Origin of the sequence: Massilia sp. DJPM01 (assembly GCF_030348125.1) — a bacterium.
GTDB lineage: Bacteria > Pseudomonadota > Gammaproteobacteria > Burkholderiales > Burkholderiaceae_D > Telluria_A > Telluria_A frigida.
Map to the genome: position 1 here is coordinate 82,245 of NZ_JAQOZV010000005.1, position 22,710 is coordinate 104,954.

The 22,710-nt window shown below is 63.9% G+C and carries 22 protein-coding genes; 15 read left to right on the plus strand and 7 right to left on the minus strand.

Annotated features, from left to right (window positions below; genetic code table 11):
• The first annotated feature begins 38 nt into the window (after positions 1–38).
• Positions 39–1,124, plus strand: a complete 1,086-nt coding sequence (locus PO883_RS05430; protein WP_289308826.1) for a TRAP transporter substrate-binding protein — start codon at positions 39–41, stop codon at positions 1,122–1,124.
• An 87-nt stretch (positions 1,125–1,211) separates the two neighbouring features.
• Entirely contained in the window at positions 1,212–1,859 is a 648-nt protein-coding gene (locus PO883_RS05435; RefSeq protein WP_289308827.1) for a glutaredoxin family protein, read from the plus strand.
• A 42-nt stretch (positions 1,860–1,901) separates the two neighbouring features.
• Here the strand turns inward: PO883_RS05435 and PO883_RS05440 are convergent, their stop codons facing one another.
• Positions 1,902–2,513 (minus strand): OmpW family protein, encoded by a 612-nt coding sequence (locus tag PO883_RS05440; RefSeq protein ID WP_289308828.1) that lies wholly within the window; start codon positions 2,511–2,513, stop codon positions 1,902–1,904.
• Between the two features lie 113 nt (positions 2,514–2,626).
• Positions 2,627–3,757 (minus strand): M14-type cytosolic carboxypeptidase, encoded by a 1,131-nt coding sequence (locus PO883_RS05445; protein WP_289308829.1) that lies wholly within the window; start codon positions 3,755–3,757, stop codon positions 2,627–2,629.
• Between the two features lie 149 nt (positions 3,758–3,906).
• Here PO883_RS05445 and PO883_RS05450 point away from each other — a divergent pair, with 149 nt between their 5' ends.
• A complete protein-coding gene (locus tag PO883_RS05450) occupies positions 3,907–4,311 on the plus strand; it encodes a GFA family protein (RefSeq protein WP_167087509.1) in 405 nt (134 codons plus the stop codon).
• Positions 4,312–4,400: 89 nt separating this feature from the next.
• Here PO883_RS05450 and PO883_RS05455 read toward each other — a convergent pair whose 3' ends face one another.
• The 3 genes from PO883_RS05455 to paaX form a co-directional block, all read right to left on the minus strand.
• Entirely contained in the window at positions 4,401–4,661 is a 261-nt protein-coding gene (locus tag PO883_RS05455; RefSeq protein WP_167087507.1) for a DUF2442 domain-containing protein, read from the minus strand.
• A gap of 100 nt (positions 4,662–4,761) precedes the next feature.
• Positions 4,762–5,847 carry a TRAP transporter substrate-binding protein gene (locus PO883_RS05460; protein WP_289308830.1) on the minus strand — a complete coding sequence of 362 codons (1,086 nt, stop codon included), beginning with the start codon at positions 5,845–5,847 and terminating at the stop codon, positions 4,762–4,764.
• Positions 5,848–5,940: 93 nt separating this feature from the next.
• Positions 5,941–6,963, minus strand: a complete 1,023-nt coding sequence (gene paaX / locus PO883_RS05465; protein ID WP_289308831.1) for a phenylacetic acid degradation operon negative regulatory protein PaaX — start codon at positions 6,961–6,963, stop codon at positions 5,941–5,943.
• A gap of 201 nt (positions 6,964–7,164) precedes the next feature.
• On the opposite strand from paaX, the gene paaA reads away from it, so the two are divergent.
• Genes paaA through paaZ form a run of 12 tightly spaced genes read left to right on the plus strand, consistent with a single transcriptional unit; the run spans position 7,165 to position 18,909 of the window.
• A complete protein-coding gene (gene paaA / locus PO883_RS05470; protein WP_289308832.1) occupies positions 7,165–8,151 on the plus strand; it encodes a 1,2-phenylacetyl-CoA epoxidase subunit PaaA in 987 nt (328 codons plus the stop codon).
• Positions 8,152–8,174: 23 nt separating this feature from the next.
• Complete coding sequence (gene paaB, locus PO883_RS05475) at positions 8,175–8,459, plus strand: 1,2-phenylacetyl-CoA epoxidase subunit PaaB (protein ID WP_054268390.1); 285 nt, start codon at positions 8,175–8,177, stop codon at positions 8,457–8,459.
• Positions 8,460–8,461: 2 nt separating this feature from the next.
• Positions 8,462–9,220: a 1,2-phenylacetyl-CoA epoxidase subunit PaaC gene (paaC, locus tag PO883_RS05480; RefSeq protein WP_373890037.1), complete on the plus strand. Its 759-nt coding sequence runs from the start codon at positions 8,462–8,464 to the stop codon at positions 9,218–9,220.
• A complete protein-coding gene (paaD, locus tag PO883_RS05485) occupies positions 9,220–9,738 on the plus strand; it encodes a 1,2-phenylacetyl-CoA epoxidase subunit PaaD (RefSeq protein WP_289308833.1) in 519 nt (172 codons plus the stop codon). Before paaC ends, paaD begins: the two co-directional genes overlap by 1 nt.
• Positions 9,739–9,757: 19 nt before the next feature.
• Positions 9,758–10,834, plus strand: a complete 1,077-nt coding sequence (gene paaE / locus PO883_RS05490; RefSeq protein WP_289308834.1) for a 1,2-phenylacetyl-CoA epoxidase subunit PaaE — start codon at positions 9,758–9,760, stop codon at positions 10,832–10,834.
• Between the two features lie 38 nt (positions 10,835–10,872).
• Entirely contained in the window at positions 10,873–11,664 is a 792-nt protein-coding gene (paaG, locus tag PO883_RS05495; RefSeq protein WP_289308835.1) for a 2-(1,2-epoxy-1,2-dihydrophenyl)acetyl-CoA isomerase PaaG, read from the plus strand.
• 2 nt (positions 11,665–11,666) lie between these two features.
• Positions 11,667–13,214 (plus strand): 3-hydroxyacyl-CoA dehydrogenase PaaH, encoded by a 1,548-nt coding sequence (gene paaH, locus PO883_RS05500; protein WP_289308836.1) that lies wholly within the window; start codon positions 11,667–11,669, stop codon positions 13,212–13,214.
• Between the two features lie 3 nt (positions 13,215–13,217).
• On the plus strand, positions 13,218–13,655 hold the full coding sequence (gene paaI, locus PO883_RS05505; RefSeq protein WP_289308837.1) for a hydroxyphenylacetyl-CoA thioesterase PaaI: 438 nt from the start codon (positions 13,218–13,220) through the stop codon (positions 13,653–13,655).
• A gap of 10 nt (positions 13,656–13,665) precedes the next feature.
• A complete protein-coding gene (gene paaK / locus PO883_RS05510) occupies positions 13,666–14,997 on the plus strand; it encodes a phenylacetate--CoA ligase PaaK (protein WP_289308838.1) in 1,332 nt (443 codons plus the stop codon).
• A 23-nt stretch (positions 14,998–15,020) separates the two neighbouring features.
• Positions 15,021–16,226: a 3-oxoadipyl-CoA thiolase gene (gene pcaF / locus PO883_RS05515; RefSeq protein ID WP_289308909.1), complete on the plus strand. Its 1,206-nt coding sequence runs from the start codon at positions 15,021–15,023 to the stop codon at positions 16,224–16,226.
• A gap of 10 nt (positions 16,227–16,236) precedes the next feature.
• The gene (gene paaY, locus PO883_RS05520; protein ID WP_289308839.1) at positions 16,237–16,833 is read left to right on the plus strand and encodes a phenylacetic acid degradation protein PaaY; all 597 of its coding nucleotides are present in this window, start codon (positions 16,237–16,239) and stop codon (positions 16,831–16,833) included.
• Positions 16,834–16,857: 24 nt separating this feature from the next.
• Complete coding sequence (gene paaZ, locus PO883_RS05525; protein ID WP_289308840.1) at positions 16,858–18,909, plus strand: phenylacetic acid degradation bifunctional protein PaaZ; 2,052 nt, start codon at positions 16,858–16,860, stop codon at positions 18,907–18,909.
• Positions 18,910–18,984: 75 nt separating this feature from the next.
• On the opposite strand, the gene PO883_RS05530 is transcribed toward paaZ, so the two are convergent.
• Positions 18,985–20,385 (minus strand): DUF1501 domain-containing protein, encoded by a 1,401-nt coding sequence (locus PO883_RS05530; RefSeq protein WP_289308841.1) that lies wholly within the window; start codon positions 20,383–20,385, stop codon positions 18,985–18,987.
• Positions 20,386–20,393: 8 nt separating this feature from the next.
• Positions 20,394–22,568 carry a DUF1800 family protein gene (locus PO883_RS05535; RefSeq protein WP_289308842.1) on the minus strand — a complete coding sequence of 725 codons (2,175 nt, stop codon included), beginning with the start codon at positions 22,566–22,568 and terminating at the stop codon, positions 20,394–20,396.
• Positions 22,569–22,710: the final 142 nt, after the last annotated feature.

Sequence of the window (22,710 nt, forward strand, 5' to 3'; positions counted from 1 at the left end):
TTTTCCCGTGATGTAAACACTTCAGGAGACACAGACATATGGAACGTCGTTCCTTTATTAAAAAAGCGGCAGTCGGCGCTGCAGCCGGCGCAGTCGCCGCACCGGCGCTGGCACAGTCGCATCCGACCATCACCTGGCGCCTCGCCAGCAGTTTTCCAAAATCACTGGACACCATTTTCGGCGCGGCCGATATCCTGACCAAGCGCGTTGCGGAACTGACCGGTGGCAAGTTCACCATCCGCTCGTTCGCGGCCGGTGAAATCGTCCCTGGCCTGCAAGTGCTCGACGCGGTCCAGGCCGGCACTGTGGAAATCGGCCACAGCGCGTCCTACTACTACTTCGGCAAGGACGCCACCTTCGCCTTCGACTGCGCGGTCCCGTTCGGCCTCACCTCGCGCCAGCATACGGCCTGGTACCAGGAAGGCGGCGGACGCGAACTGACCCGCAACTTCTTCAAGGGCTACGGCATCGTCAACTTCCTGGGCGGTAATTCCGGCACCCAGATGGGTGGCTGGTTCCGCAAGGAAATCAAGTCGGTGGAAGACTTGAAGGGTACCAAGATGCGCGTCGGCGGTTTCGCCGGCAAGGTACTCGAGCGCCTGGGCCTGGTGCCGCAGCAATTGGCCGGTGGCGACATTTATCCTGCACTGGAAAAAGGCACGATCGACGCGGCCGAATGGGTCGGTCCTTACGATGACGAAAAACTGGGCTTCTACAAGGTCGCGCCGTATTACTATGCGCCGGGCTGGTGGGAAGCGGGCGCGAGCTTCTCCTTCTACGTGAACATGAAGGAATGGGAAAAGCTGCCCAAGGAATACCAGGCCGCGCTCGAATGCGCCACGTATGAAGCGCACATCGGCATGCAGGCCGAGTACGACGCCAAGAACCCGGCGGCGCTGGCGCGCCTGCTCAAGAACGGCGTCAAGCTGCGCACCTTCTCGAAAGAGATCATGGATGCCTGCTACAAGGCGGCGCAGGACGTGATGAACGAAGAAGCGGCCAAGAATGCCAAGTTCAAGACCATCTACGAGCCATGGAAGCGATTCCGCCAGGACCAGAACATGTGGGCCTCGGTGTCCGAAGCGGCCATGGTGGAGTACATGATCAAGGCCGGACGCAAGTAAAACCCCTTCGCTCCCTGCGCGGGAGCGGTGCTCAAGGCCGGGCGAAGCGAACAGCTTCGCCCGGCCCTGTCATTTATTGAAACGACCATGAAAACAATCCTGTTCCTTGCCCTGATCGCCGGCGGCGCCTTGTATGCCTACAAAACCGGGCGCCTGTCCACTGGCGGCGGCGCTGCGTTCGACAAGGATGGCAAGCCGGCCGTGATGCTGTTCACCAGCGCCGAGTGCGGCGACCATTGCGACAAGATACGCAAGGAATTGAAAAAGCGCGTGCCGGCCTTCCAGGAAGTGGTCCTCACCGAGCCGGATAACAAATACCGCGTGGACGCGCTGCCCACGGTCATCGCCGGCAAGCGGCGCAGCGTCGGCGACGATGTGCATGCCCTGGCCGGGATGCTCGGCGAAGTGCTGGGCAAGGATGCGCTGACGCGGCGCGAACGCATCGTCATGGCCAACCATTTCGATGCGCAGGACAAGCCAAAGGTGGTGCTGTACGGGACCAAATGGTGCGGCTACTGCAAGGCGCAGCGCGAACTGTTCGAGGAAAAGAAGATCCCCTTCGAGGATGTCGATGTCGAAGCATCGGAAGCGGGCGCAATCGCCTACAACGCGCTCGAAGGCAGCGGTTATCCGCTCACGTACGTGGGATACCGCCGCTTCGGCGGCTACAAGGAAGCCGAGATCCTGGCGGCCGTCGACGAACTGACGAAAAAGCCGCAAGCCAATCTGCGCTAGGCCGCAAAGGGCGTCCTGCCAGGGCAGGCACGCCCCCTTGCATCAGAAGCGGTAACCGGCGCCCACGGCGATCAGGACCGGATCGATCTTCACGGTGCTGGCCTTGGCGCCCGAGATCATCACATCGCTGCGGATAGTGATGCGCTTGATGTCCAGGTTGAGCGACCAGTTTTTATCGATCCTGAAATCGACCCCGGTTTGCAGGGCCAGGCCCACGCTGTGGTTTTCCAGTCCGCCCGCACCGCCCAGCAGCTTGACCTGCGAAATGCGCGTGTAGTTGATACCGGCGCCCAGGTAAGGCTTGAACTGGCCGATCGGGTTGAAGTGGTACTGGCCCAGCAAGCTTGGCGGCAAGTGCTTGAAGGTGCCGATCTTGGCGCCATCGAGCATCACGTCATGTTTTTGCGGATAGGTCAGCACCAGCTCGGCCGCGAAATTGGGCGTGAAAAAATAGCTGACGTCAACTTCTGGAATGGTTTTGTCGGACACCGAGATGCGGTCCGACGCACCGGCGCCGCCGACCGGCGTGGCCTTGTCGGCCGGGTTCAGGTGCGCGGCGCGCGCGCGCACCAGCCATGGTCCGTCCTGGGCTTGGGCATCAACGGCGATCAGGCCCAGCATGCTCACTGCGACTGCTAACAATTTGCTCTTCATCACTACTTCCTTCTTCGTTTGTCATTGGGTATGGAAGAAGTTTATTGATTGGCTTCAACTAAATCGTTGATGTGAATCAAAAAAATGAAGCAATGGCGAAAAGCAGTATCGCATCAAGCCGGATGGCGCAGCGCTTGCAGGATCGGTTGCAGCACGGCGGCGCCCAGGCGTGCGCTGCGCGCGCCGTCCCAGCCGCAAATCGGATCGGGATCGTTGGCGTTGTCCTTGAACGGCAGCTCCAGCGTCAGCGACAGGCAGCCGAAGGCGTGCGTGATATGCGGCGAGCCCATGGTGATGGTTTCGTCGGTGTAGGGCGAGTCGCCGTAACCGTGCACGTCCTGGAAGTCGGGGCTGGCGATCTTGAAGTCGTCGGCGAAGCGTTTTTCCTGCGCGGCCTGCTCTGGCGTGAAGGTTGGCAGCGAGTTGCTTCCAGCCACGAACACGTAAGGCAAGCCTTCATCGCCATGCACGTCGAGGAACAGGTCGCAGCCGGTTTCCTTCATCTTGTTCTTGACCACGAACACTTCCGGGCTGCGTTCCATGGTCGGCGTATTCCACTCGCGGTTGAGGTTGGCGCCGGCCGCGTTGGTGCGCAGGTTGCCGCGCACCGAGCCGTCCGGGTTCATGTTCGGCACCACGTAGAACACGGCTTCCTTGAGCAACTGGCGGCCGAAGGCGTCGGCCGGGTCGAGCAGGGCGTCCAGCATGCCCTCGACGAACCACTCGGCCATGGTTTCGCCCGGATGCTGGCGCGCGATGACCCAGACTTTTTTCTTCGCTGCCGGGTCGCCGATCACCAGGACGTTCATGTCGCGCCCTTCGACGCTGCTGCCCAGGTCGAGCATGCGCACCTGTTTGGAGAGCTGGGCGCGGTCGAGCAGTTCCAGGTGGCGTTCCCACGAGTAGGGCTCGAAGTAGGCGTAGTAGACGCTGTCCATCTCGGGCGTGTGGGTAATCGCCATCACCTCGCCATCGAAGCTGGTGGGTACGCGGAACCACTCCACGCGGTCGTAGCTGGCCATGGCCTGGTAGCCTTCCCAGCCGGCCGGATAGGCGCTCTTGCCGGCGTTGAGGAAGCGGATCGTGCACGCCTGGCCCTGCGCGCCTTGCAGGCGGAAGTAGAACCACTGGGTGATGTCGGCGCTGGAATCCTTGCGGATGTTCAGGTCGATCGAGGAGGCGCTGGTGGCGCTCACGATATCGATGGCGCCGGCGTCGAACCGGCTGCTGATTTTGATAGACATGGTGTGTCCCTGGCTGGTGAATGAGAAGCGCGACAGCTTTGCGCGCGAGGCGTCATGATACGCCTTCGGATTCAACACGGTTAACAGGGCGAAAATCGCCCTGTTTGGGTTCTATGCTGATGTTTTGAACACACCGAAGGAGAACAGCGATGAAAAAGACCTATCACGGCAGCTGCCATTGCGGCGCGGTACGCTACCAAGCCGATATCGACCTGAGCCAGGGTACCGGCAAATGCAACTGCACCATCTGCAGCAAGACGCGGGCGTGGAACGTGGCGATCAAGCCTGAGGCGTTCCGCTTGCTGGCGGGAGAGGAGCAGCTGAGCGATTACCAGTTCGCGACCAGGAGCGTGCATCATCCGTTCTGCCGGCAATGCGGCGTGCGCTCGTTCGTACGCGGGTATGTGGAAGAGATCGGCGGGGCGTTCGTGTCAGTCAATGTGGCCGCGCTCGACGACGTGACGCCGGAAGAGCTGATCGCGGCGCCGCTGAAGTATGCGGATGGCTTGCACAACAACTGGTGGAATGTGCCGGCAGAGACGCGGCTTTTGTAGTATCCCGGCAGATCGCGCAGACCACCGTCATCCGCGCCCCTTGCACCGCCGTTCCTGCCAATGGCGGGAATGACGGTGCAAGGCCCAACTCAGCAATCGTAATTGATGCTATCGCGCGGATACGCCATCGGATTGCGGATCGCCTCCAGGGTCAAATCCACATCGAGCTCCGGCCAATACACCCGTCCGGTGCTCACGCACTTGACCCGGCAAATCTGCGCAATGGTCGCGTGCTCGAAAACCGGAAACTCCACGAACGGCAAGTACAACTCTTCCTCGCCACACTGCAGCCAGAAGCCGTGCGGGCTCAGGCTCGTCACGTCGGCGCAGGAAAAATAGATGCCATCCATAATCAGTCCCCGGTAAGCGACGCACCCAGGCAGGGTCACCGCATCGAAGGTATCAAATGCGCCGGCCGATTCGTTTGACCTGGCGCAAATGAGCCCTAAGCTACTTTCTTCCTATCGAAATCATATAGTTCTGCATCACTTGCTCGGACACCGAGGCCCACATGTTCTGGTCCTGGCGGAACCGCTTCCAAGGATCGTACACCTTTTTGAATTTGGCGTTCTTCGACGCTTCCTCTTCCATGACCTGGGTCGAGATCTTGTAGGCCTCGTCCATGATCGCCTTGGAGAAGGTGTGCAGCTTGGCCCCGTTCTTGATCAGGCGCGCCAGCGCGGCCGGGTTCTTGGTGTCGTACCCGGCCTGCATCGTCACGTGGCATTCGTAACTGGCCACTTCCACCGCCGCCTTGTACTGCGCCGGCAGCTTTTCCCATTCCTTGATGTTGATGTAGAACGACAGCTGCGGCCCGGCTTCCCACCAGCCCGGCGCGTAGTAGTGCGGCGCCACCTTGGCCAGGCCGAGCTTTTCATCGTCGTACGGACCGACCCACTCGGCCGCGTCGATCGTGCCTTTTTCCAGCGCCGCGTACACGTCGCCGGCCGGAATCTGCTGCGGCACCGCGCCCATGCGCTCCATCACGCGGCCGGCGAAACCGGCGATGCGGATCTTCATGCCCTTGACGTCTTCCAGGCTCTTGATCTCCTTGCGGTACCAGCCACCCATCTGGGTGCCGGTATTGCCGGCCATGAAATTGACGATGCCGTAGCCCTTGAAGAAGTCGCGCATCAGTTCACGCCCGCCGCCCTGGTCGAACCAGGCGGTCTGCTGGCGCGAGGTAAGGCCGAACGGCATCGCGCAGTCGAACGCGAAGGTGGCATCCTTGCCGAAGTAGTAGTACGACGGCGTGTGGCCCATTTCGACCGTGCCCGCCTGCACCGCGTCCATCACCTGCAAGCCCGGCACGATGTCGCCGGCGGCGAACTGGCGGATCTGGAAGCGCCCGCCGGTCAGTTCCGCCACGCGCTTGGTGAACGCCTCGGCAGAACCGAAGATGGTATCGAGCGACTTGGGAAAGCTCGACGCCATGCGCCATTTGACTTCAGGATTGATTTGCGCCAGCGCCGGCGCGGCAATGACGCCGGCGCTGGCGCCCACTGCGCTTTTGGTGAGGAAGGAACGACGTTGCATGACAGTCTCCGAGTTTTTTGTAATGTGGCTGAGGGACGTGGGCCCAATTGTAGCCTCTTGTACGCGCAAAAGTTGCGTGTAATTGTAGCGTCGCTATCGCGGCCCCGGCCACGCATTTTGCGCCTCGCCTGGCGCCTCGCCTGGCGCGTCGCCTGGCGCGTCGCCTGGCGCGTCGCCTGGCGCGTAGCCATCAGCCAGCCCGCCGAAGCGCTGAAAGAAGCCGGCGTCGGCCTGCGGTGCGCCATCGTCCTCGCGCCGCAGGGTGGCCATGATGTGCGCTTCCGCGCCCGCGTAGGTACGCGCATACACGGCGCGCGCCAGTTCGTAGGCACTGCTGCCTGGCCACGGATCGGGCAGCAGTTCGATCGGCAGCATCGGGTCGTGCAGCTGCACGCGCCGGTAGGCATGGACCAGCAGCGTGCGGATCACAAACGCCTGCTCGGGCGCGAGCGCCTCGTCGTTTTTCAACAGGTCCAGCAAGGGCGCGAAGCGTTCGATGAAATGGCGGTAGCCCTGGACCACGCCGGACAAGTCCCAGCCATCCTGCACCAGGTCCTGCAGCGGCCTGCCTGATACGCCCGGCAGCGCGCTGGCCCGGCACACAAACAGCTTGTCCTTCACGCCCACGCGCGCGAGCAGTTCTTCGAGAACGCCGGCGTTGCTGGCCGGGTGGCCGAACATGCCGGGTGCGATCATGGCGTAGCCCTCCCACAGCATCTCCTTGCGCAGCAGTGCGCGCTCGGGCGCGTCGATGCTGCCGGCGCCGGAGAGCACCAGGGTCCAGTTGCCGTCCCAATGCGCGGCCAGCGGTGCGTAAATACGCCGGTTGGCACGCTCGAAGCGGGGCAGGGCTTGCGGCAGGATGGCGTAGGAACTGCGGCGCCCGTCGCGGTTGGCCACCAGCCAGCCTTCCTGCGCCAGCCGGAATACGCTGGTGCGCAGCAGGCGGTCGTTGACGCCAAACGGCGCCAGCAATTCAATCAGGCTGCCGAGCCAGATGGTGCCGCCGTGCGGGGCGATGGCGTCGCCGAAGATGGTCATCACAAGGGACTTGGAACGGGGCGGATCGCTGGCGAGAAAGTCGGCAATCCATGCTGTGCTGGTAAATTGTTTCATGGGTGCATGGTCTGGCGCGCTGGGGTGATTGTCAAGCAAAGCAGCCGTTTACTTTAGCGCGTGTTGGGCGCAGCATGGTTTTTTTGCTATCGATTCTATTCCGATGAGATACGAATATACAATGCGACTCAATTAAACTGTGTACATCTTATTTTACGTATCGTATTATCGGCCGATCGCCTTTGCAATGGGAGCAGCACCATGTATGCACAACTCGTAGAAACCGGCCTCAAGAAAGTCCAGAGCGCCGAAGACATGGATGAGCAGGAGCGCGAGTTCCAGGCGCGCATCGATGCCGGGGTCAAGATCGAAGCCAAGGACTGGATGCCCGAGGCTTACCGCAAGACCCTGATCCGCCAGATTTCCCAGCACGCGCACTCCGAAATCGTCGGCCAGCTGCCCGAGGGCAACTGGGTCACGCGCGCCCCCACGCTCAAGCGCAAGTCGATCCTGCTGGCCAAGATCCAGGACGAGGCGGGGCACGGGCTGTACTTGTATAGTGCGGCCGAAACCCTGGGCGTTTCGCGCGACGAACTGCTGGCCGCCCTCCATTCGGGCAAGGCCAAGTATTCGAGCATCTTCAATTACCCGACCCTGTCGTGGGCCGACATGGGCGCGATCGGCTGGCTGGTCGATGGCTCGGCCATCATCAACCAGATCCCGCTGTGCCGCTGCTCGTACGGTCCGTACGCGCGCGCCATGATCCGCGTCTGCAAGGAAGAATCGTTCCACGCGCGCCAGGGCTACGACATCATGATGAGCCTCGCGCAGGGCACGCCCGAACAAAAGGCGATGGCGCAGGATGCGCTGAACCGCTGGTGGTGGCCGTCCCTGATGATGTTCGGCCCGTCGGATGCCGAATCGGTCAACAGCGCGCAGTCGGCGCAGTGGCGCATCAAGCTGTTCTCGAACGACGAACTGCGCCAGCGCATGGTCGACCAGACCGTGCCCCAGGCCGAGTACCTTGGCCTGAGCGTGCCCGATCCCGACCTCAAGTTCAATGCCGAGACGGGCCACTACGAATTCGGCGAGATCGACTGGAGCGAGTTCCAGAATGTCTTGAAGGGGAATGGCCCGTGCAACCGCGAGCGCCTGCGCACGCGCGTGAAGGCGTACGACGACGGCGCCTGGTTCCGCGATGCGCTGGTCGCCTATGCCGACAAGAAATCGGCGCGCGCTGCCGCCTAGCCCCACCACACCGGAGAATAAACATGAGTAAAGAATGGCCCCTGTGGGAAGTCTTCATCCGCAGCCAGCACGGCCTGGCGCACAAGCACGTGGGCAGCCTGCACGCGTCCGACGCCGAAATGGCGGTCAATAACGCGCGCGACGTCTACACGCGCCGCAACGAAGGCGTGTCGATCTGGGTCGTGCGCGCCGCCGACATCGTCGCCAGCAGCCCGGGCGACAAGTCGGCCCTGTTCGAGCCGTCCAACAGCAAAGTCTATCGCCACCCGACCTTCTTCCCGATGCCGGAAGAAGTCAAGAACCTGTGAGCGTGCCTGTGGACCAGAAAATCGAATACCTGCTGCGCCAGGGTGACAACGCCCTGATCCTGTCGCAGCAGCTGTCCAAATTGTGCGGCAAGGGGCCGGCGCTCGAAGAAGACATGGCGCTGACCAACGTCGCCCTCGACCTGCTCGGCCAGACCCGCATGTGGCTGACCTACGCCGGCGAACTCGAAGGGCGCGGCCGCACCGAAGACCAGCTGGCCTTCCTGCGCGACGCCCATGAAATGCGCTGCTGCCTGATGGTCGAACAGCCCAACGGCAATTACGCCGACACCATGGTGCGCCAGTTCTTCTTCGATACCTGGCACTACTTCCTGATGCAGGGGCTGGCCAAATCGCTTGACGCGCGCATCGCGGAGATTGCCGAAAAATCGATCAAGGAAATCACCTACCACCTGCGCCGCAGCGGTGACCTGATCGTGCGCCTGGGCGACGGCACGCCAGAAAGCCACGCCAAGACCCAGGCTGCCGTCAACGAACTGTGGATGTACAGCGGCGAGATGTTCCTCTACGACGCCATCGACATCGCCATGGTGGAGCAGGGCGTCGCGCCCGCCGCCGAGGGCTTGCGCGCGGCCTTCATCGAGCATGTGTCCGACATCTTCGCCGAAGCGACGTTGACGATGCCCGATCCGGCGGCGTGGATGCAGCGCGGCGGCAAAACCGGCCGCCACAGCGAGCACCTGGGCTACATCCTGGCCGAAATGCAGTTCCTGCAACGGTCGTACCCCGGGGCCGAGTGGTAATGAGCACGCAGCCGGCCAGCACGGAACAGGTCTGGGCCTGGCTGGGCGAGGTCAGCGACCCCGAGATCCCGGTGATCTCGGTGGTCGACCTGGGCATCGTGCGCGCGGTGGCGTGGGACGAGGCCACCTGCGTGGTGACCATCACGCCGACCTACTCGGGCTGCCCGGCCATGACCGTAATCGCCGACTCGGTGCGCGACGCGCTGCACAGCCACGGCGTGCCCGAGGTGCGGCTGGTGAACCAGCTCTCGCCGGCGTGGACCACCGACTGGATGAGCGACGCCGGCAAGGCCGCGCTCAAAGGCTACGGCATTGCCCCACCGGCGCAGCAGGCGATCGACATCAGCGGCCTGCATTCGGGCGTCAAGCGCGTGGCGGCGCCGAAGCTGGTCGTCATCTGTCCCAATTGCGGTTCGGACCATACGGAACTGACCAGCCAATTCGGCTCGACGCCGTGCAAGGCGCTTTACAAGTGCCTGGACTGCCGCGAACCGTTCGATTATTTCAAGTGCCACTGAGTTATCACTAAGGCCAGCTATGAGCAAATTTTATCCACTGACCGTCGCCAAGGTGCGCAACGAAACGCGCGACACCATCGCCGTCACCTTCGCCGTGCCGGACGACCTGGCCGCCAGCTTCGCCTACCAGCAGGGCCAGCACCTGACCCTGCGCGCGCAGATCGGCGACGAAGACGTGCGCCGCTCCTACTCCATCTGTTCGGCGGTGCAGGACGGCACGCTGCGCGTGGCCATCAAGCGCACCCCGGGCGGGCTGTTTTCGAGCTGGGCCAACGAGCATCTCCAGCCCGGCGCGGTGCTTGACGTGATGCCGCCGATGGGGCACTTCAACGTGCCGCTGGCGGCCGATAACGTGCGCCACTATGTCGCCTTTGCGGCCGGCAGCGGCATCACGCCGATCCTGTCGATCATCAAGACCACCTTGCTTACCGAGCCAAAAAGCCGCTTCACGCTGTTCTACGGGAACCGCGCCTCGTCGTCGGTGATCTTCAAGGAAGAACTGACCGACCTCAAAGACAGCTTCATGGAGCGCCTCAACCTGGCCTATGTGATGAGCCGCGAGCAGCAGGACATTGACCTGTTCAACGGCCGCATCACCAAGGAAAAGGTCGAGCAGTTCATCAAGCACTGGATTCGCATCGACGATATCGACATCGCCTTCATCTGCGGCCCGGAAGACATGATGCACGGCGTCTCGGCGGCGCTCCAGGAAGCCGGCATGCCGAAGCAGAATATCAAGGTCGAGCTGTTCGCCGCCAGCATTCCCAAGCACCAGCACAAGCCGCGCCAGTTCGACGCGCTGGTGCGCCACGAGACCGAGGTCACCGTCATTTTGGACGGCAACCACACCAGCTTCACGATGGACAAGGACAAGGAATCGATCCTCGACGCCGGCCTGCGCGCCGGCATCGACATGCGCTACTCGTGCAAGGGCGGCGTGTGCTCGACCTGCCGCTGCAAGCTGCTCGACGGCAAGGTCGACATGGACGCGAACTACGCGCTGGAAGACTACGAAATCGCGCGCGGTTTCGTGTTGAGCTGCCAGAGCTTTCCGGTGACAGACAAAGTCGTCGTCGATTTCGACCAGCACGAATAATCCAACCCACAATCGAACACACAACCCCAGGACGCGCCATGAACTACGAAAACATCAAGTTCCAGATCGGGCACGGCATCGCCACCCTGACCCTGAACCGCCCCGACAAGCTCAATAGCTTCACGCAGGCGATGCACCTGGAGGTGCGCTCGGCGCTGGCCGCGGTGCAGGCCGACCCCACGGTGCGCGTGCTGCTGCTCACCGGCGCCGGACGCGGCTTCTGCGCCGGCCAGGATTTGTCGGACCGCGCGGTCGAACCGGGCGCCGAAGGCGTGGACCTGGGCCACTCGGTCGAAACGTACTACGCACCGCTGGTGATGACCCTGCGCTCGCTGCCGATGCCCGTCATCTGTGCCGTCAACGGCGTGGCCGCCGGCGCGGGCGCCAACCTGGCGCTGGCCTGCGATATCGTCATCGCCGCCAAATCGGCCTGCTTCGTCGAAGTGTTCTGCAAACTGGGCCTGATCCCCGACACCGGCGGCACCTGGCATCTTCCGCGCCTGGTCGGCCACGCGCGCGCCATGGGCATGGCCATGCTGGGTGAAAAAATCCCGGCCGAACTGGCCGAGCAATGGGGCTTGATCTGGAAGGCCGTTGCCGACACCGCCCTGATGGACGATGCGATGGCCATGGCCGAACACTTCGCCGTGGCCCCGACCAAGGGCCTGGCCTTCACCAAGCGCGCGCTCCAGGCCAGCTACGCCAACACCCTGCCCGAGCAGCTCAAGCTGGAAGGCGACATGATGCGTGAACTCGGATACAGCCACGATTACCGCGAGGGCGTGACCGCCTTCATCGAGAAGCGCACGCCGCACTTCATGGGGGAATGAACATGGCAGCACTGGAACAAGGCAGCATCGTCGCCGTCATCGGCAGTGGCGCCATGGGCGCGGGCATCGCGCAGGTGGCCGCCGCCGCCGGCTACGTGGTCAAGCTGTTCGACACGCGTACCGGCGCGGTCGACAAGGCGATTGCCGATATCGGCAAGGTCTACACCACGCTGGTCGAAAAAGGCCGCATGAGCGGCGAGGCAGCCATCGCCGCGCGCGCGCGCCTGCACAGCGTGGCGACCCTGAAGGAAGTCGGCGACGCCGCTCTCGTGGTCGAAGCCATCGTCGAAAACCTCGACGTCAAGCGCATGCTGTTCGCCGACCTGGAGAACGTGGTCGGCGACGACTGCATTTTGGCGACCAATACCTCCTCGATTTCAGTGACGGCGATTGGCGCGCCGCTGCGCCGCCCGCAACGCCTGGTCGGCATGCACTTCTTTAATCCGGTGCCGCTGATGGCGCTGGTCGAAGTCATCAGCGGCCTGGCCACCGATCCGGCCGTCGCCGAGATGGTGTACGCCACCGCCACCGCCTGGGGCAAGAACCCGGTGCACGCCAAGTCGACGCCCGGCTTCATCGTTAACCGCGTGGCGCGCCCGTTCTACGCCGAAGGCCTGCGCCTGTTGCAGGAGCAGGCCGCCGATGCCGCCACCCTGGATGCGGTGATGCGCGACTGCGGCGGTTTCCGCATGGGCCCATTCGAACTGATGGACCTGATCGGCCACGACGTCAATTTCTCGGTCACGCAGTCGGTGTTCAACGCCTACTTCGGCGACCCGCGCTTTACGCCGTCAGTGCTGCAACAGGAGATGGTCAACGCCGGCTTTTTCGGCCGCAAATCGGGGCGCGGCTTTTACCAGTACGGCGAGGGCGCTGCCAAGGCGGCGGCCAGCCAGGAGGCGGCGCATGCGCGTCCCGAAGTGGTCAGCATCAGCATCGACGCCGACGTGCCCGACACCGTGACGCATCCGCTGGAACAGCGCCTGGCCGGCGCCGGCTTCACAGTCGGCCACCGCAAGCCGCTGCCGAATGCGGGCGAAAACGAAGCGCCGGCCTTTCACTGCAATGGCGCCGCCATCTTCCTGACCGACGGACGCAGCGCCACCGAACGCGCCAGCGCCAACCGCCATCCGGACACGGTGCTGTTCGACCTCGCGCTCGATTACGGCAAGGCGACCCGCATCGCCCTGGCGCGCGCGGACCAGTGCAGCGACGCCGCTTACAACGCGGCGGTCGGCCTGTTCCAGGCGGCCGGCTTCGTGGTCACGCGCCTGGACGACGTGCCTGGCATGGCAGTCATGCGCACCGTCGCCATGCTGGCCAACGAAGCGGCCGACGCCGTCAACCAGGGCGTGTGCACCGCCCCGGCGGTCGACATCGCGATGCAAAAGGGCGTCAACTACCCGCGTGGGCCGCTGGCCTGGGCGAATGCGGTCGGCATACCGCACATCGTAAGCGTGCTGGCCAACCTGGCCGCCGCCTATGGCGAAGACCGCTACCGCGTCTCTCCGCTGCTGCGCCGCAAACTCGCCAATGGAAGCGGCTTCTGACCCATGCAAATTGACCCTCAAGCGCTGGCCGAACTGGCCGGCCAAACCATGTTCGAGCGCGATCCCGCCAGCCAGGCGCTCGGCATGCTGCTCGCCGAAATCCGTCCCGGCTACGCGCGCATGACGATGCCGGTACGCGTCGACATGCTCAATGGCCACCAGACCTGCCACGGCGGCTATATCTTCATGCTGGCCGACAGCGCGTTTGCCTTCGCCTGCAACTCGCACAACCTGAACACCGTGGGCGCGGGCTGCACCATCGATTACCTGGCTCCGGGCCGCGAAGGCGACCTGCTGACGGCGGAAGCGACCGAACAGGCATTGGCCGGGAAAACCGGCGTCTACGACGTTACCGTCACCAACCAGGATGGCCGCAAGGTTGCCCTGTTGCGCGGCAAATCGCATCGCGTGGCCGGCAACGTGGCCGAACTGGCGCAATAAGGAGAACACCATGGTCCAGCGCACGCCCGCTCCCGGCGACCTCGAAGCAATCGAACGCGCCAGCCGCGACGAACTGCAGGCGTTGCAGCTCGAACGCATGAAATGGTCGCTCAGGCACGCCTACGACAACGTGCCGCACTACCGCGCCGCGTTCGATGCCGCCGGCGTGCATCCGGACGACTTGCGCACCCTGGCGGACCTGGCCAAATTCCCCTTCACCGACAAGAAAACCCTGCGCGACAATTATCCCTTCGGCCTGTTCGCGGTTCCGCGCGAGAAAGTGGTGCGCATCCACGCCTCGTCCGGCACCACCGGCAAGGCGACCGTGGTGGGCTACACGCAAAAGGACATCGACACCTGGGCCAACGTGGTGGCGCGTTCGATCCGCGCCGCCGGCGGGCGCGCGGGCGACATGGTGCACGTCTCGTACGGCTATGGCCTGTTTACCGGCGGGCTGGGCGCGCATTACGGCGCCGAGCGGCTGGGCTGCACCGTGATCCCGATGTCGGGCGGGCAGACCGAAAAGCAGGTGCAGCTGATCTGCGACTTCAAGCCCGAGATCATCATGGTCACGCCCTCGTACATGTTGAACATCATCGAGGAATTCACGCGCCAGGGGCTCGATCCGGCGGCGTCGTCGCTGAAGGTCGGCATTTTCGGTGCCGAGCCGTGGACCGACGCCATGCGCGGCGAAATCGAACGGCGCGCCGGTATCGACGCGGTCGACATCTACGGCCTGTCCGAAGTGATGGGGCCGGGCGTGGCCAGCGAGTGCATCGAGAGCAAGGACGGTCCGGTGATCTGGGAAGACCATTTCTACCCCGAGGTGATCGATCCGGACAGCGGCGAAGTGCTGCCCGACGGCGCCGAGGGTGAACTGGTATTCACCTCGCTGACCAAGGAAGCGCTGCCGATCATCCGCTACCGCACGCGCGACCTGACGCGCCTGCTGCCGCCGACCTCGCGCGCGATGCGCCGCATGGGCAAGATGAGCGGCCGCTCGGACGATATGCTGATCATCCGCGGGGTGAACGTATTCCCCAGCCAGATCGAAGAACTGATCCTCAAGATGCCGCTGCTGGCGCCCCATTACCAGTTGGTGGTGTCGCGCGACGGCCATCTGGACAAGCTCGACGTGGTGGCGGAACTGCGCGACGGCTTACACAACCCCGCGCAATCGCAGGACGCCGTGGCGGCCCTGGCGCGCGAGCTTGAACACCGCATCAAGACTTTCGTGGGCGTGACCACGCGGGTGAAGCTGCTGCCGGCCAACGGCATCGAGCGCACCCTGACCGGCAAGGCCCGGCGCGTGATCGACCAGCGCCCGAAATCATCGAATTGAATCAAGGAGCACCTGTGAGCAAACTGACCGACGCCTTTATCTGCGACGCCATCCGTACCCCGTTCGGCCGCTACGGCGGTTCCTTGTCCGGCGTGCGCGCCGACGACCTGGCGGCACTGCCGATCGCCGCCCTGATCGCGCGCAATCCGGGCGTGGACTGGACCGCCGTGGACGACCTGTACTTCGGCTGCGCCAACCAGGCCGGCGAAGACAACCGCAATGTCGCCCGCATGGCTGCGCTGCTGGCTGGGCTGCCGCCCGAGGTCCCGGCGAGCACCATCAACCGCCTGTGCGGCTCCAGCCTGGACGCCGTCGGCATCGCCGCGCGCGCCATCAAGGCCGGCGAAGCGAATCTGATCATCGCCGGCGGCGTCGAAAGCATGACGCGCGCGCCTTTCGTCATGGGCAAGGCCGACAGCGCGTTTTCGCGCGCGGCCAAGATCGAAGACACGACCATGGGCTGGCGCTTCATCAACCCGCTCATGAAAGCACAATACGGTATCGATTCGATGCCGGAAACGGCCGAAAACGTGGCGAAGGAATTCAACATCAGCCGTGCCGACCAGGATGCATTTGCCCTGCGCAGCCAGCAGCGCTGGGCCGCCGCCCATGCCGCCGGCGTGTTCAAGGAAGAAATCGTCGCCGTCACCATCCCCCAGAAAAAGGGTGACGCGCGCGTGTTCGACACCGACGAACATCCGCGTCCCGACACCAGCATCGAGATGCTGGCCAAGCTCAAAGGCGTGGTCACGCCCGACGGCAGCGTCACCGCCGGTAACGCCTCCGGCATCAACGACGGCGCCTGCGCCATCCTGATTGCTTCCGGCAGCGCCGCCGAACGCTTCGGCCTGACGCCGCGCGCGCGCATCGTCGGCATGGCCATGGCCGGCCTGGCGCCGCGCATCATGGGCTTCGGGCCGTCGCCGGCGACCAAAAAGGTACTGGCGATGACGGGCCTGGCCATCGGTCAGATGGACGTGATCGAGCTCAATGAAGCCTTCGCCGCGCAGGGACTGGCGGTCACGCGCGACCTGGGCCTGGCCGACGCCGCCGCCCATGTGAACCCGAACGGCGGCGCGATCGCCATCGGCCACCCGCTGGGAGCCTCGGGCGCGCGCCTGGTACTGGCCGCCGTCAACCAGTTGCACCGCACCGGCGGGCGCTATGCGCTGTGCACGATGTGCATCGGCGTCGGGCAGGGCATTGCCCTGGTCATCGAAAAAGTATAAGGTGCGCGCCATGGTCAAGGTCTACGCAATCAACGGCGTCACGCCGGTGGTCCATCCGAGCGCCTACGTGCATCCGAGCGCGGTGCTGATCGGCGACGTGATCGTCGGTCCACGCTGCTACATTGGCCCGCTGGCATCGATGCGCGGCGACTTTGGCCGGCTGATCCTGGAAGAGGGCGCCAATTTGCAGGATACCTGCGTCATGCACGGCTTTCCCGGCGAAGACACGGTGGTCGAAGCCGATGGCCACATCGGCCACGGCGCCGTGCTGCACGGCTGCCGCATCAAGCGCAATGCCATGGTCGGCATGAATGCCGTCGTGATGGACCGCGCCGTGGTGGGCGAGGAATCGATCGTCGCCGCGATGAGTTTTGTGAAGGCCGGCATGCTGATCCCGCCGCGCAGCATGGTCATGGGCACGCCCGCGCGTATCATGCGCGAACTGACGGACAAGGAAATCAGCTGGAAAAGCTTCGGCACCAGGCAGTACCACGACCTGGCGATCCGCTCCATGGAGACGATGCGCGAGGTCGAGGCATTGACCGAACCGGAGCCGGACCGCGCGCGTATCGAGCTGGGTCCCGGCATGCACGCCCCTAAAGAATAAAACAGAGAATTTGGAGAAGACACAATGCAAACCATATCTACCCTGCAAAGCCTGATCGGCGGCCGCTGGCTTGGCGCCGAAGCATCGGTGCCGCTGCACAGCGCACTCAATAACAGCCTGATTTACCACACCCACGCCGAAAAAATCGACTTCGACGAGGCAGTCACCTACGCGCGCAGCACCGGCGTGCCGGCCTTGATGTCGCTCGACTTCCAGAAGCGCGCCGCCTGCCTCAAGGCGCTGGCGCTGTACCTGATGGAGCGCAAGGAAGAGCTGTACGCGATCTCGCACCTGACCGGCGCCACCCGTCCGGACAGCTGGGTCGACATCGAAGGCGGCATCGGCACCCTGTTCGCCTACGCCAGCATGGGCAGCCGCGAACTCCCGTCGAGCAATGTGCTGCACGAAGGTCCGGCGCTCGCCCTCGGCAAGAACGGCGGCTTCGCCGGCACCCACATCCTGGTGCCGCGCGGCGGGCTGGCGGTGCACATCAACGCCTTTAACTTCCCGATCTGGGGCTTGCTCGAAAAATTCGCACCGAGTTTTCTCGCGGCGATGCCGTGCATCGGCAAGCCGGCCACCGCCACCAGCTACCTGACCGAAGCCGTGGTGCGCATGATGGACGATTCCGGCCTGCTGCCGAAAGGCGCGCTGCAACTGGTCATCGGCAGCACCGGCGACCTGCTCGACCGCCTGACCGGTGCCGATGTCGTCACCTTCACCGGTTCGGCCGATACCGCCGCCAAGCTGCGCGTCAACAAGAACCTGATCGCCCACTCGGTGCCGTTCACCGCTGAAGCGGACTCGCTCAACTGCGCCATCCTGGGACCGGACGTGACGCCAGACGATGTGGAGTTCGACCTGTTCGTCAAGGAAGTCGCGCGCGAAATGACCGGCAAGGCCGGCCAGAAGTGCACCGCGATCCGCCGCATCATCGTGCCCAGGCAGCACGTGGAAGCGGTCGGCGAACGCCTGCGCGAGCGCCTGGCCAAGATCGTGGTGGGCGACCCGTCGGTGAAGGAGGTGCGCATGGGCGCGCTGGCGTCGATGGACCAGCACCGCGACGTCAGCGAGCGGGTCGAGATGCTCGCGCGCGGCAATGAGATTTTGTTCGGCGCCAAGGATGGGTTCAATCCGGTGGGCGAGGGTGCGGCCAATGGCGCCTTCTTCTCGCCGACGCTGCTGCTGTGCCGCGACGGCATGAACAACGATGCCGTGCATGATATCGAAGCCTTCGGCCCGGTCAGCACGATGATGACGTACTCAAGTCTGGACGAGGCGCTGGCGCTGGCCGCGCGCGGCAAGGGAAGCCTGGTCAGCACCTTGGTGACCAAGGACACGGCCATTGCGGCGCGTGCGGTACCGGTGGCGGCGGCCACGCACGGCCGCGTACTGGTGCTGGAGCGCGAAGCGGCGGTCGATTCGACCGGTCACGGCTCGCCCTTGCCGCAGTTGAAGCATGGCGGGCCGGGACGCGCCGGCGGTGGCGAGGAGCTGGGCGGCATCCGCGCGGTGCGCCACTTTCTGCAGCGCGCCGCGGTACAGGGTTCGCCGACCATGCTGGCGGCGATCACGGGCGAGTACGTGCGCGGCGCGGCCGTGCGCGAGGAGGCCCTGCACCCGTTCCGCAAGTATTTCGAGGAACTGCAGATGGGCGACTCGCTGCTCACGCACCGGCGTACGGTGAGCGAGGCCGATATCGTCAACTTCGGCGGGATTTCGGGCGACTATTTCTACATGCACTTCGACGAGATCGCGGCCAGGGATTCGCAGTTCGGCAAGCGCATCGCGCACGGCTACTTCGTGCTGTCGGCGGCGGCGGGGCTGTTTGTGTCGCCGGCACCGGGGCCGGTGCTGGCCAACTACGGGCTGGATAATCTGCGGTTTATCACGCCGGTGGCGATTGGCGACACGATCCGCGCGCGGTTGACGTGCAAGCGCAAGGTCGATCGCAACCGCACCGATGACAAGGGCGTGGGGCAGGGCGTAGTGGCGTGGGATGTGCAGGTCACCAATCAGAATGATGAACTGGTGGCCAGTTATGACATTCTGACGCTGGTGATGAAGAAGGGGTGATTGGCGCGGAACACCGCTACCTTTCGCGCCGTCGTTTCTGGCAGTGCCAGGAACGACGGAGCTACGTTGGCCGTATTAAACGAAGCCTAAGTTACGCGTACTGGCGTTGTAATTCCCCAGATTCGGCAGCAAGGCCAGCAATTCGCTGTTCGACACCCCCAGCCACGCGCCCATCGTGGCGGCGAACTGGTCGACCGAGGTGGTCGGCAGCAAACGCCCCTGGCCGACATCATCCGGTCCGCCATTGGCCACCACCGGCGCGGTGCCGTAAAAGCGCTTGCCCTTGACCGCGCCACCCATCACGAAGTGCATGCTGCCCCAGCCATGATCCGATCCGTCGGCATTGCCGGCCATCGTGCGGCCGAAGTCGGAGGCGGTGAACGTCGTCACTTTCTCCGCCACGCCCAATTCCACTGTCGCCGCGTAAAACGCTGCCATCGCGTCGCCCAGCTTGGTCATCAGTGCCGGGTGATTGGTCAGCATGCCATCGTGCGTGTCGAAGCCGCCCATGGAGACGAAAAACACTTGCCGTTTCGCACCCAGGGTCGGACCGGCGGCGATCATGCGCGCGACCAGTTTCAGCTGGTCGCCCAGGTTGTTGGCGGCCGGGAACGCCGTTTTCGGCGCCGGCGTCGAGCTCAGGGCCCCGGTCAGCACTTCATTGGCTTCGATCGAGCGCCTGCCGATGCGGTTGTATTCGTCTTCCAGCACGTGGCTGCGCTGCTGGGTCATCAGCGTGCGCAGCGCCGCCGAGGATGTTGTCGAACCGAACAGCGGATTCTTGAGTCCCGCCAGCGGCACCGAGCCACTGGTCGACACCTGGTATTGCACCGCCGTATTGCCCGACAAGAACACCGCATTGCTCGACACATTGATGCAGGTAAAGGTCGAATTCGTATTGCTCGCCTGGAACAGATCGCCAATGCGTCCGCCCCAGCCCGAGGTGGCGCCTTCCGGCGACGACGACTGGAACACCGATTGCTGGTCGTTGTGCGAAAACAGTTTGGGCGGCAAGCGAACGGACTTGTTGGCGAACTGGAGCTTGGTGGTGGGCTGGACCAGATTGCCCACGTTCAGCATCACGGCCAGTTTTCCGTCGTTAAACAGCGGTACCAGCGGCGCCAGCGTGGGAGCGAGCGCGTACTGGTGCGCGAAGCCGGCCGAGTCCAGCGGCACCACGGTCGGGTTCAGCACGGTCGCGGCCAGCGCGGTGCGGCTGTGCGCGAAGCTGGGACGGAATGACTGGTATTTCGCGTGGCTGTCGGGATCGTAGGGCGTGACGGTATTGGCATAGTCGTTGCCGCCGTACAGAAACACGCACACCAGCGCCTTGTAGTCGGTGGCCGTGGCGGCACTCGCCTCGGCCATGGCGGCGACGTTGATGGCCCACGGCGCGGCAACGCCGGCAACCGACAGGGCCGAAGCGCGTTGTAAAAAGGCGCGGCGCGATGCATTGGTTCCATTTTTATTTTGCATGGCTGCTCCTATTTCTGGACGATGAATTCGGGGGATGCCAGCACCAGTACCAGGGCGGCGTAAATGCGGTTCAGGCGGGCGGGGTCGGTGCCCTTGGGCATGGAGTCGATCCCGCCCTTGATCAGGTTGACCGTCGCCGGCGCCAGCTGGCCCGCCACCAGCACCAGGTTCAGCTCGGTCACGAGCTTGTCCGCGACATCGGCCAGGGGCAGCAGGGCGCTGTAGTTGGCCTTGACGTCGGCCACGCCTTTGCTGACCACCGTCTGCATGTAGTTGACATAGCCGACCACGGTCGATTCATTGGTGATCTGAAACTCCGGAGCGACCATGCGCGCAGCGGCAATGGCGCTGTTGGGCGGCACGTAGCCCGGACGGAAGAAATTGAATACCGTTCCCGAACGGCCGGGACTCTGGCCCAGTCGGGTGCCGGGGTCGGATGTGTTGCCGATCGCCCAGGCGTCGGTCGGCGAGTTGGCCTTGAACGCACGCGCCCACGCCGTGAAGCGCAGCACCGGTTCGCGCAGCTTGCCGAAGTTGGGATCGGTCAGGCGGCTGGCGCTGCGCGCTTCGGTATCCAGCAGGATGGCGGAAACGACCTTGGCCAGGTTGCCCTTGACGCCGTTATTATCGCTGTTGAACACGGCGCTGACCCTGGCCACGTAGGCGGGCGAGGGATTGCTGCACACCAGGCGCTGGATCAATTGCTTGCCGATGAACGGGGCCACGTTCGGATGGGCAAAGATGGTGTCGAGCGCGCGCGTCAGGCTGGTCAGGCCGTCGATGCCGGCGGCGATGCTGCTTCCCAGGAAGCTCTTGACGCTCGTGTCATGCCGGCTGGCCGTCAGGCTCATCGGGCGGCGCTTGTATTCCGGCGTATTGTTGTCGGCGCCGGCCATGTCGTAGTTCCAGCCCGTGAACACGCGGGCCAGGCCGGTGATATCGTCCAGGGTATAGGTTTCCTGCTGCAAGCCGCCGCTGAGCTTGGGCGTGCCGTCGTTGTTCAGCTGGACCAGGCCGATGGTGAACAACTGCATGACTTCGCGCGCATAGTTTTCATCGGGCAGGGCACCGGTGGTGGGATTGACCTTGACGTTGCCGCGATAGGTCAGATACTCGCCCATCGGTGCGCTCAGCGATACCCGCTGGAGCAAGGTGCGGTAGTTGCCGAAGGCGTGGGCTTCCAGCAAGTCCATGTGCGCGGCGCTGGAAAAATTACTCCAGCTTGCGTTGAAACCGCTCAGGGAAGCGACCAGGATTTCGGACAGCGCCAGGGTGACGCGCTGGCGCAGGGTATCGGGTGAGAACACCATCTTGCGCCAGAACGCCGCATCGTGGCCGGCTTCGGAGTTCTTGAATTCGACGGTGTTCAATTTCTTGGAGACCAGGTAATCCCAGCGCGACTGCGAGCGCGGCATGGCCATCTGGTCGTTGATCCAGCCGGCGTAGCCGAGCTGCTGCACCCGGGCGATTTGCTCGCGCGTGGCACCCATCGACGCCTGCGCCAGGAAGCGCGATGCTTCTGCGAGGCCGATTTTTTCCACCGGCGTGGGCGTCGGGGTTGGTGTCGGCGTCGGCGTTGGTGTTGGCGTTGGCGTTGGTGTTGGTGTTGGTGTTGGCGTCGGTGTAGGCGTCGGTGTAGGCGTCGGTGTTGGGGTCGGCGTTGGCGTTGGCGTTGGCGCGGTCGGCGTCGGCGTTGGCGTCGGAGCGGTCGGCGTCGGAACAGTCGGGGTTGGCGTTGGCGTCGGAACAGTCGGCTTCGGCCCGGTCGGTGTCGGAACCGTCGGTGTCGGAACCGTCGGTGTCGGAACAGTCGGCGTCGGAACCGTCGGTGTTGGAACCGTCGGCGTCGGAACGGCCGGTGTTGGAACAGTCGGTGTCGGAACGGTCGGCGTTGGCACTACCGGGGTCGGAACTGGCGTGGGCACCGGGGCCGGCATGGTCGGCGTGGGCAAAATCACAGGCGGCGTTGCCACCGATGGCAGGGTTGAGCTGACGCTGCCACCACCGCTACTGCCACCGCCGCAGGCGGCCAATACGGTGGTCGACAACAGCGCGGTGGCCGCCGTGGCCAGCGACACGCCGCCTATTTCTTCATTTCCAGCAACATCAAGCTGGATGGTTGGGGTCTTGTCGTCCAGATCGACATCAGCGATAGCTGCGTCGAGTACTTGTTGTTCTTGCATGAAATTATCCCGGGATGTCCACAACCAGAGATAGTAGATGATTAGCGGAAACAAATAAACGCGAAGGTTTGTTTATTTTGTAACAACCCAGTGTTTTTCTACTTCTTTGCAACACTGTTTCATGCGGGGAGGGTCGAAAGCG

What these genes read in the sequence shown, in the direction of transcription:
- paaE (WP_289308834.1), top strand. Translation starts at nt 9,758, where the DNA reads ATGAGCAAATTTTATCCACTGACCGTCGCCAAGGTGCGCAACGAAACG.
- PO883_RS05535 (WP_289308842.1), bottom strand. Translation starts at nt 22,568, where the DNA reads ATGCAAGAACAACAAGTACTCGACGCAGCTATCGCTGATGTCGATCTG.
- paaX (WP_289308831.1), bottom strand. Translation starts at nt 6,963, where the DNA reads ATGAAACAATTTACCAGCACAGCATGGATTGCCGACTTTCTCGCCAGC.
- paaZ (WP_289308840.1), top strand. Translation starts at nt 16,858, where the DNA reads ATGCAAACCATATCTACCCTGCAAAGCCTGATCGGCGGCCGCTGGCTT.
- paaD (WP_289308833.1), top strand. Translation starts at nt 9,220, where the DNA reads ATGAGCACGCAGCCGGCCAGCACGGAACAGGTCTGGGCCTGGCTGGGC.
- paaA (WP_289308832.1), top strand. Translation starts at nt 7,165, where the DNA reads ATGTATGCACAACTCGTAGAAACCGGCCTCAAGAAAGTCCAGAGCGCC.
- PO883_RS05445 (WP_289308829.1), bottom strand. Translation starts at nt 3,757, where the DNA reads ATGTCTATCAAAATCAGCAGCCGGTTCGACGCCGGCGCCATCGATATC.
- PO883_RS05455 (WP_167087507.1), bottom strand. Translation starts at nt 4,661, where the DNA reads ATGGATGGCATCTATTTTTCCTGCGCCGACGTGACGAGCCTGAGCCCG.
- paaG (WP_289308835.1), top strand. Translation starts at nt 10,873, where the DNA reads ATGAACTACGAAAACATCAAGTTCCAGATCGGGCACGGCATCGCCACC.
- paaB (WP_054268390.1), top strand. Translation starts at nt 8,175, where the DNA reads ATGAGTAAAGAATGGCCCCTGTGGGAAGTCTTCATCCGCAGCCAGCAC.
- paaH (WP_289308836.1), top strand. Translation starts at nt 11,667, where the DNA reads ATGGCAGCACTGGAACAAGGCAGCATCGTCGCCGTCATCGGCAGTGGC.
- PO883_RS05435 (WP_289308827.1), top strand. Translation starts at nt 1,212, where the DNA reads ATGAAAACAATCCTGTTCCTTGCCCTGATCGCCGGCGGCGCCTTGTAT.
- PO883_RS05460 (WP_289308830.1), bottom strand. Translation starts at nt 5,847, where the DNA reads ATGCAACGTCGTTCCTTCCTCACCAAAAGCGCAGTGGGCGCCAGCGCC.
- paaY (WP_289308839.1), top strand. Translation starts at nt 16,237, where the DNA reads ATGGTCAAGGTCTACGCAATCAACGGCGTCACGCCGGTGGTCCATCCG.
- paaK (WP_289308838.1), top strand. Translation starts at nt 13,666, where the DNA reads ATGGTCCAGCGCACGCCCGCTCCCGGCGACCTCGAAGCAATCGAACGC.
- PO883_RS05450 (WP_167087509.1), top strand. Translation starts at nt 3,907, where the DNA reads ATGAAAAAGACCTATCACGGCAGCTGCCATTGCGGCGCGGTACGCTAC.
- PO883_RS05430 (WP_289308826.1), top strand. Translation starts at nt 39, where the DNA reads ATGGAACGTCGTTCCTTTATTAAAAAAGCGGCAGTCGGCGCTGCAGCC.
- PO883_RS05440 (WP_289308828.1), bottom strand. Translation starts at nt 2,513, where the DNA reads ATGAAGAGCAAATTGTTAGCAGTCGCAGTGAGCATGCTGGGCCTGATC.
- paaI (WP_289308837.1), top strand. Translation starts at nt 13,218, where the DNA reads ATGCAAATTGACCCTCAAGCGCTGGCCGAACTGGCCGGCCAAACCATG.
- PO883_RS05530 (WP_289308841.1), bottom strand. Translation starts at nt 20,385, where the DNA reads ATGCAAAATAAAAATGGAACCAATGCATCGCGCCGCGCCTTTTTACAA.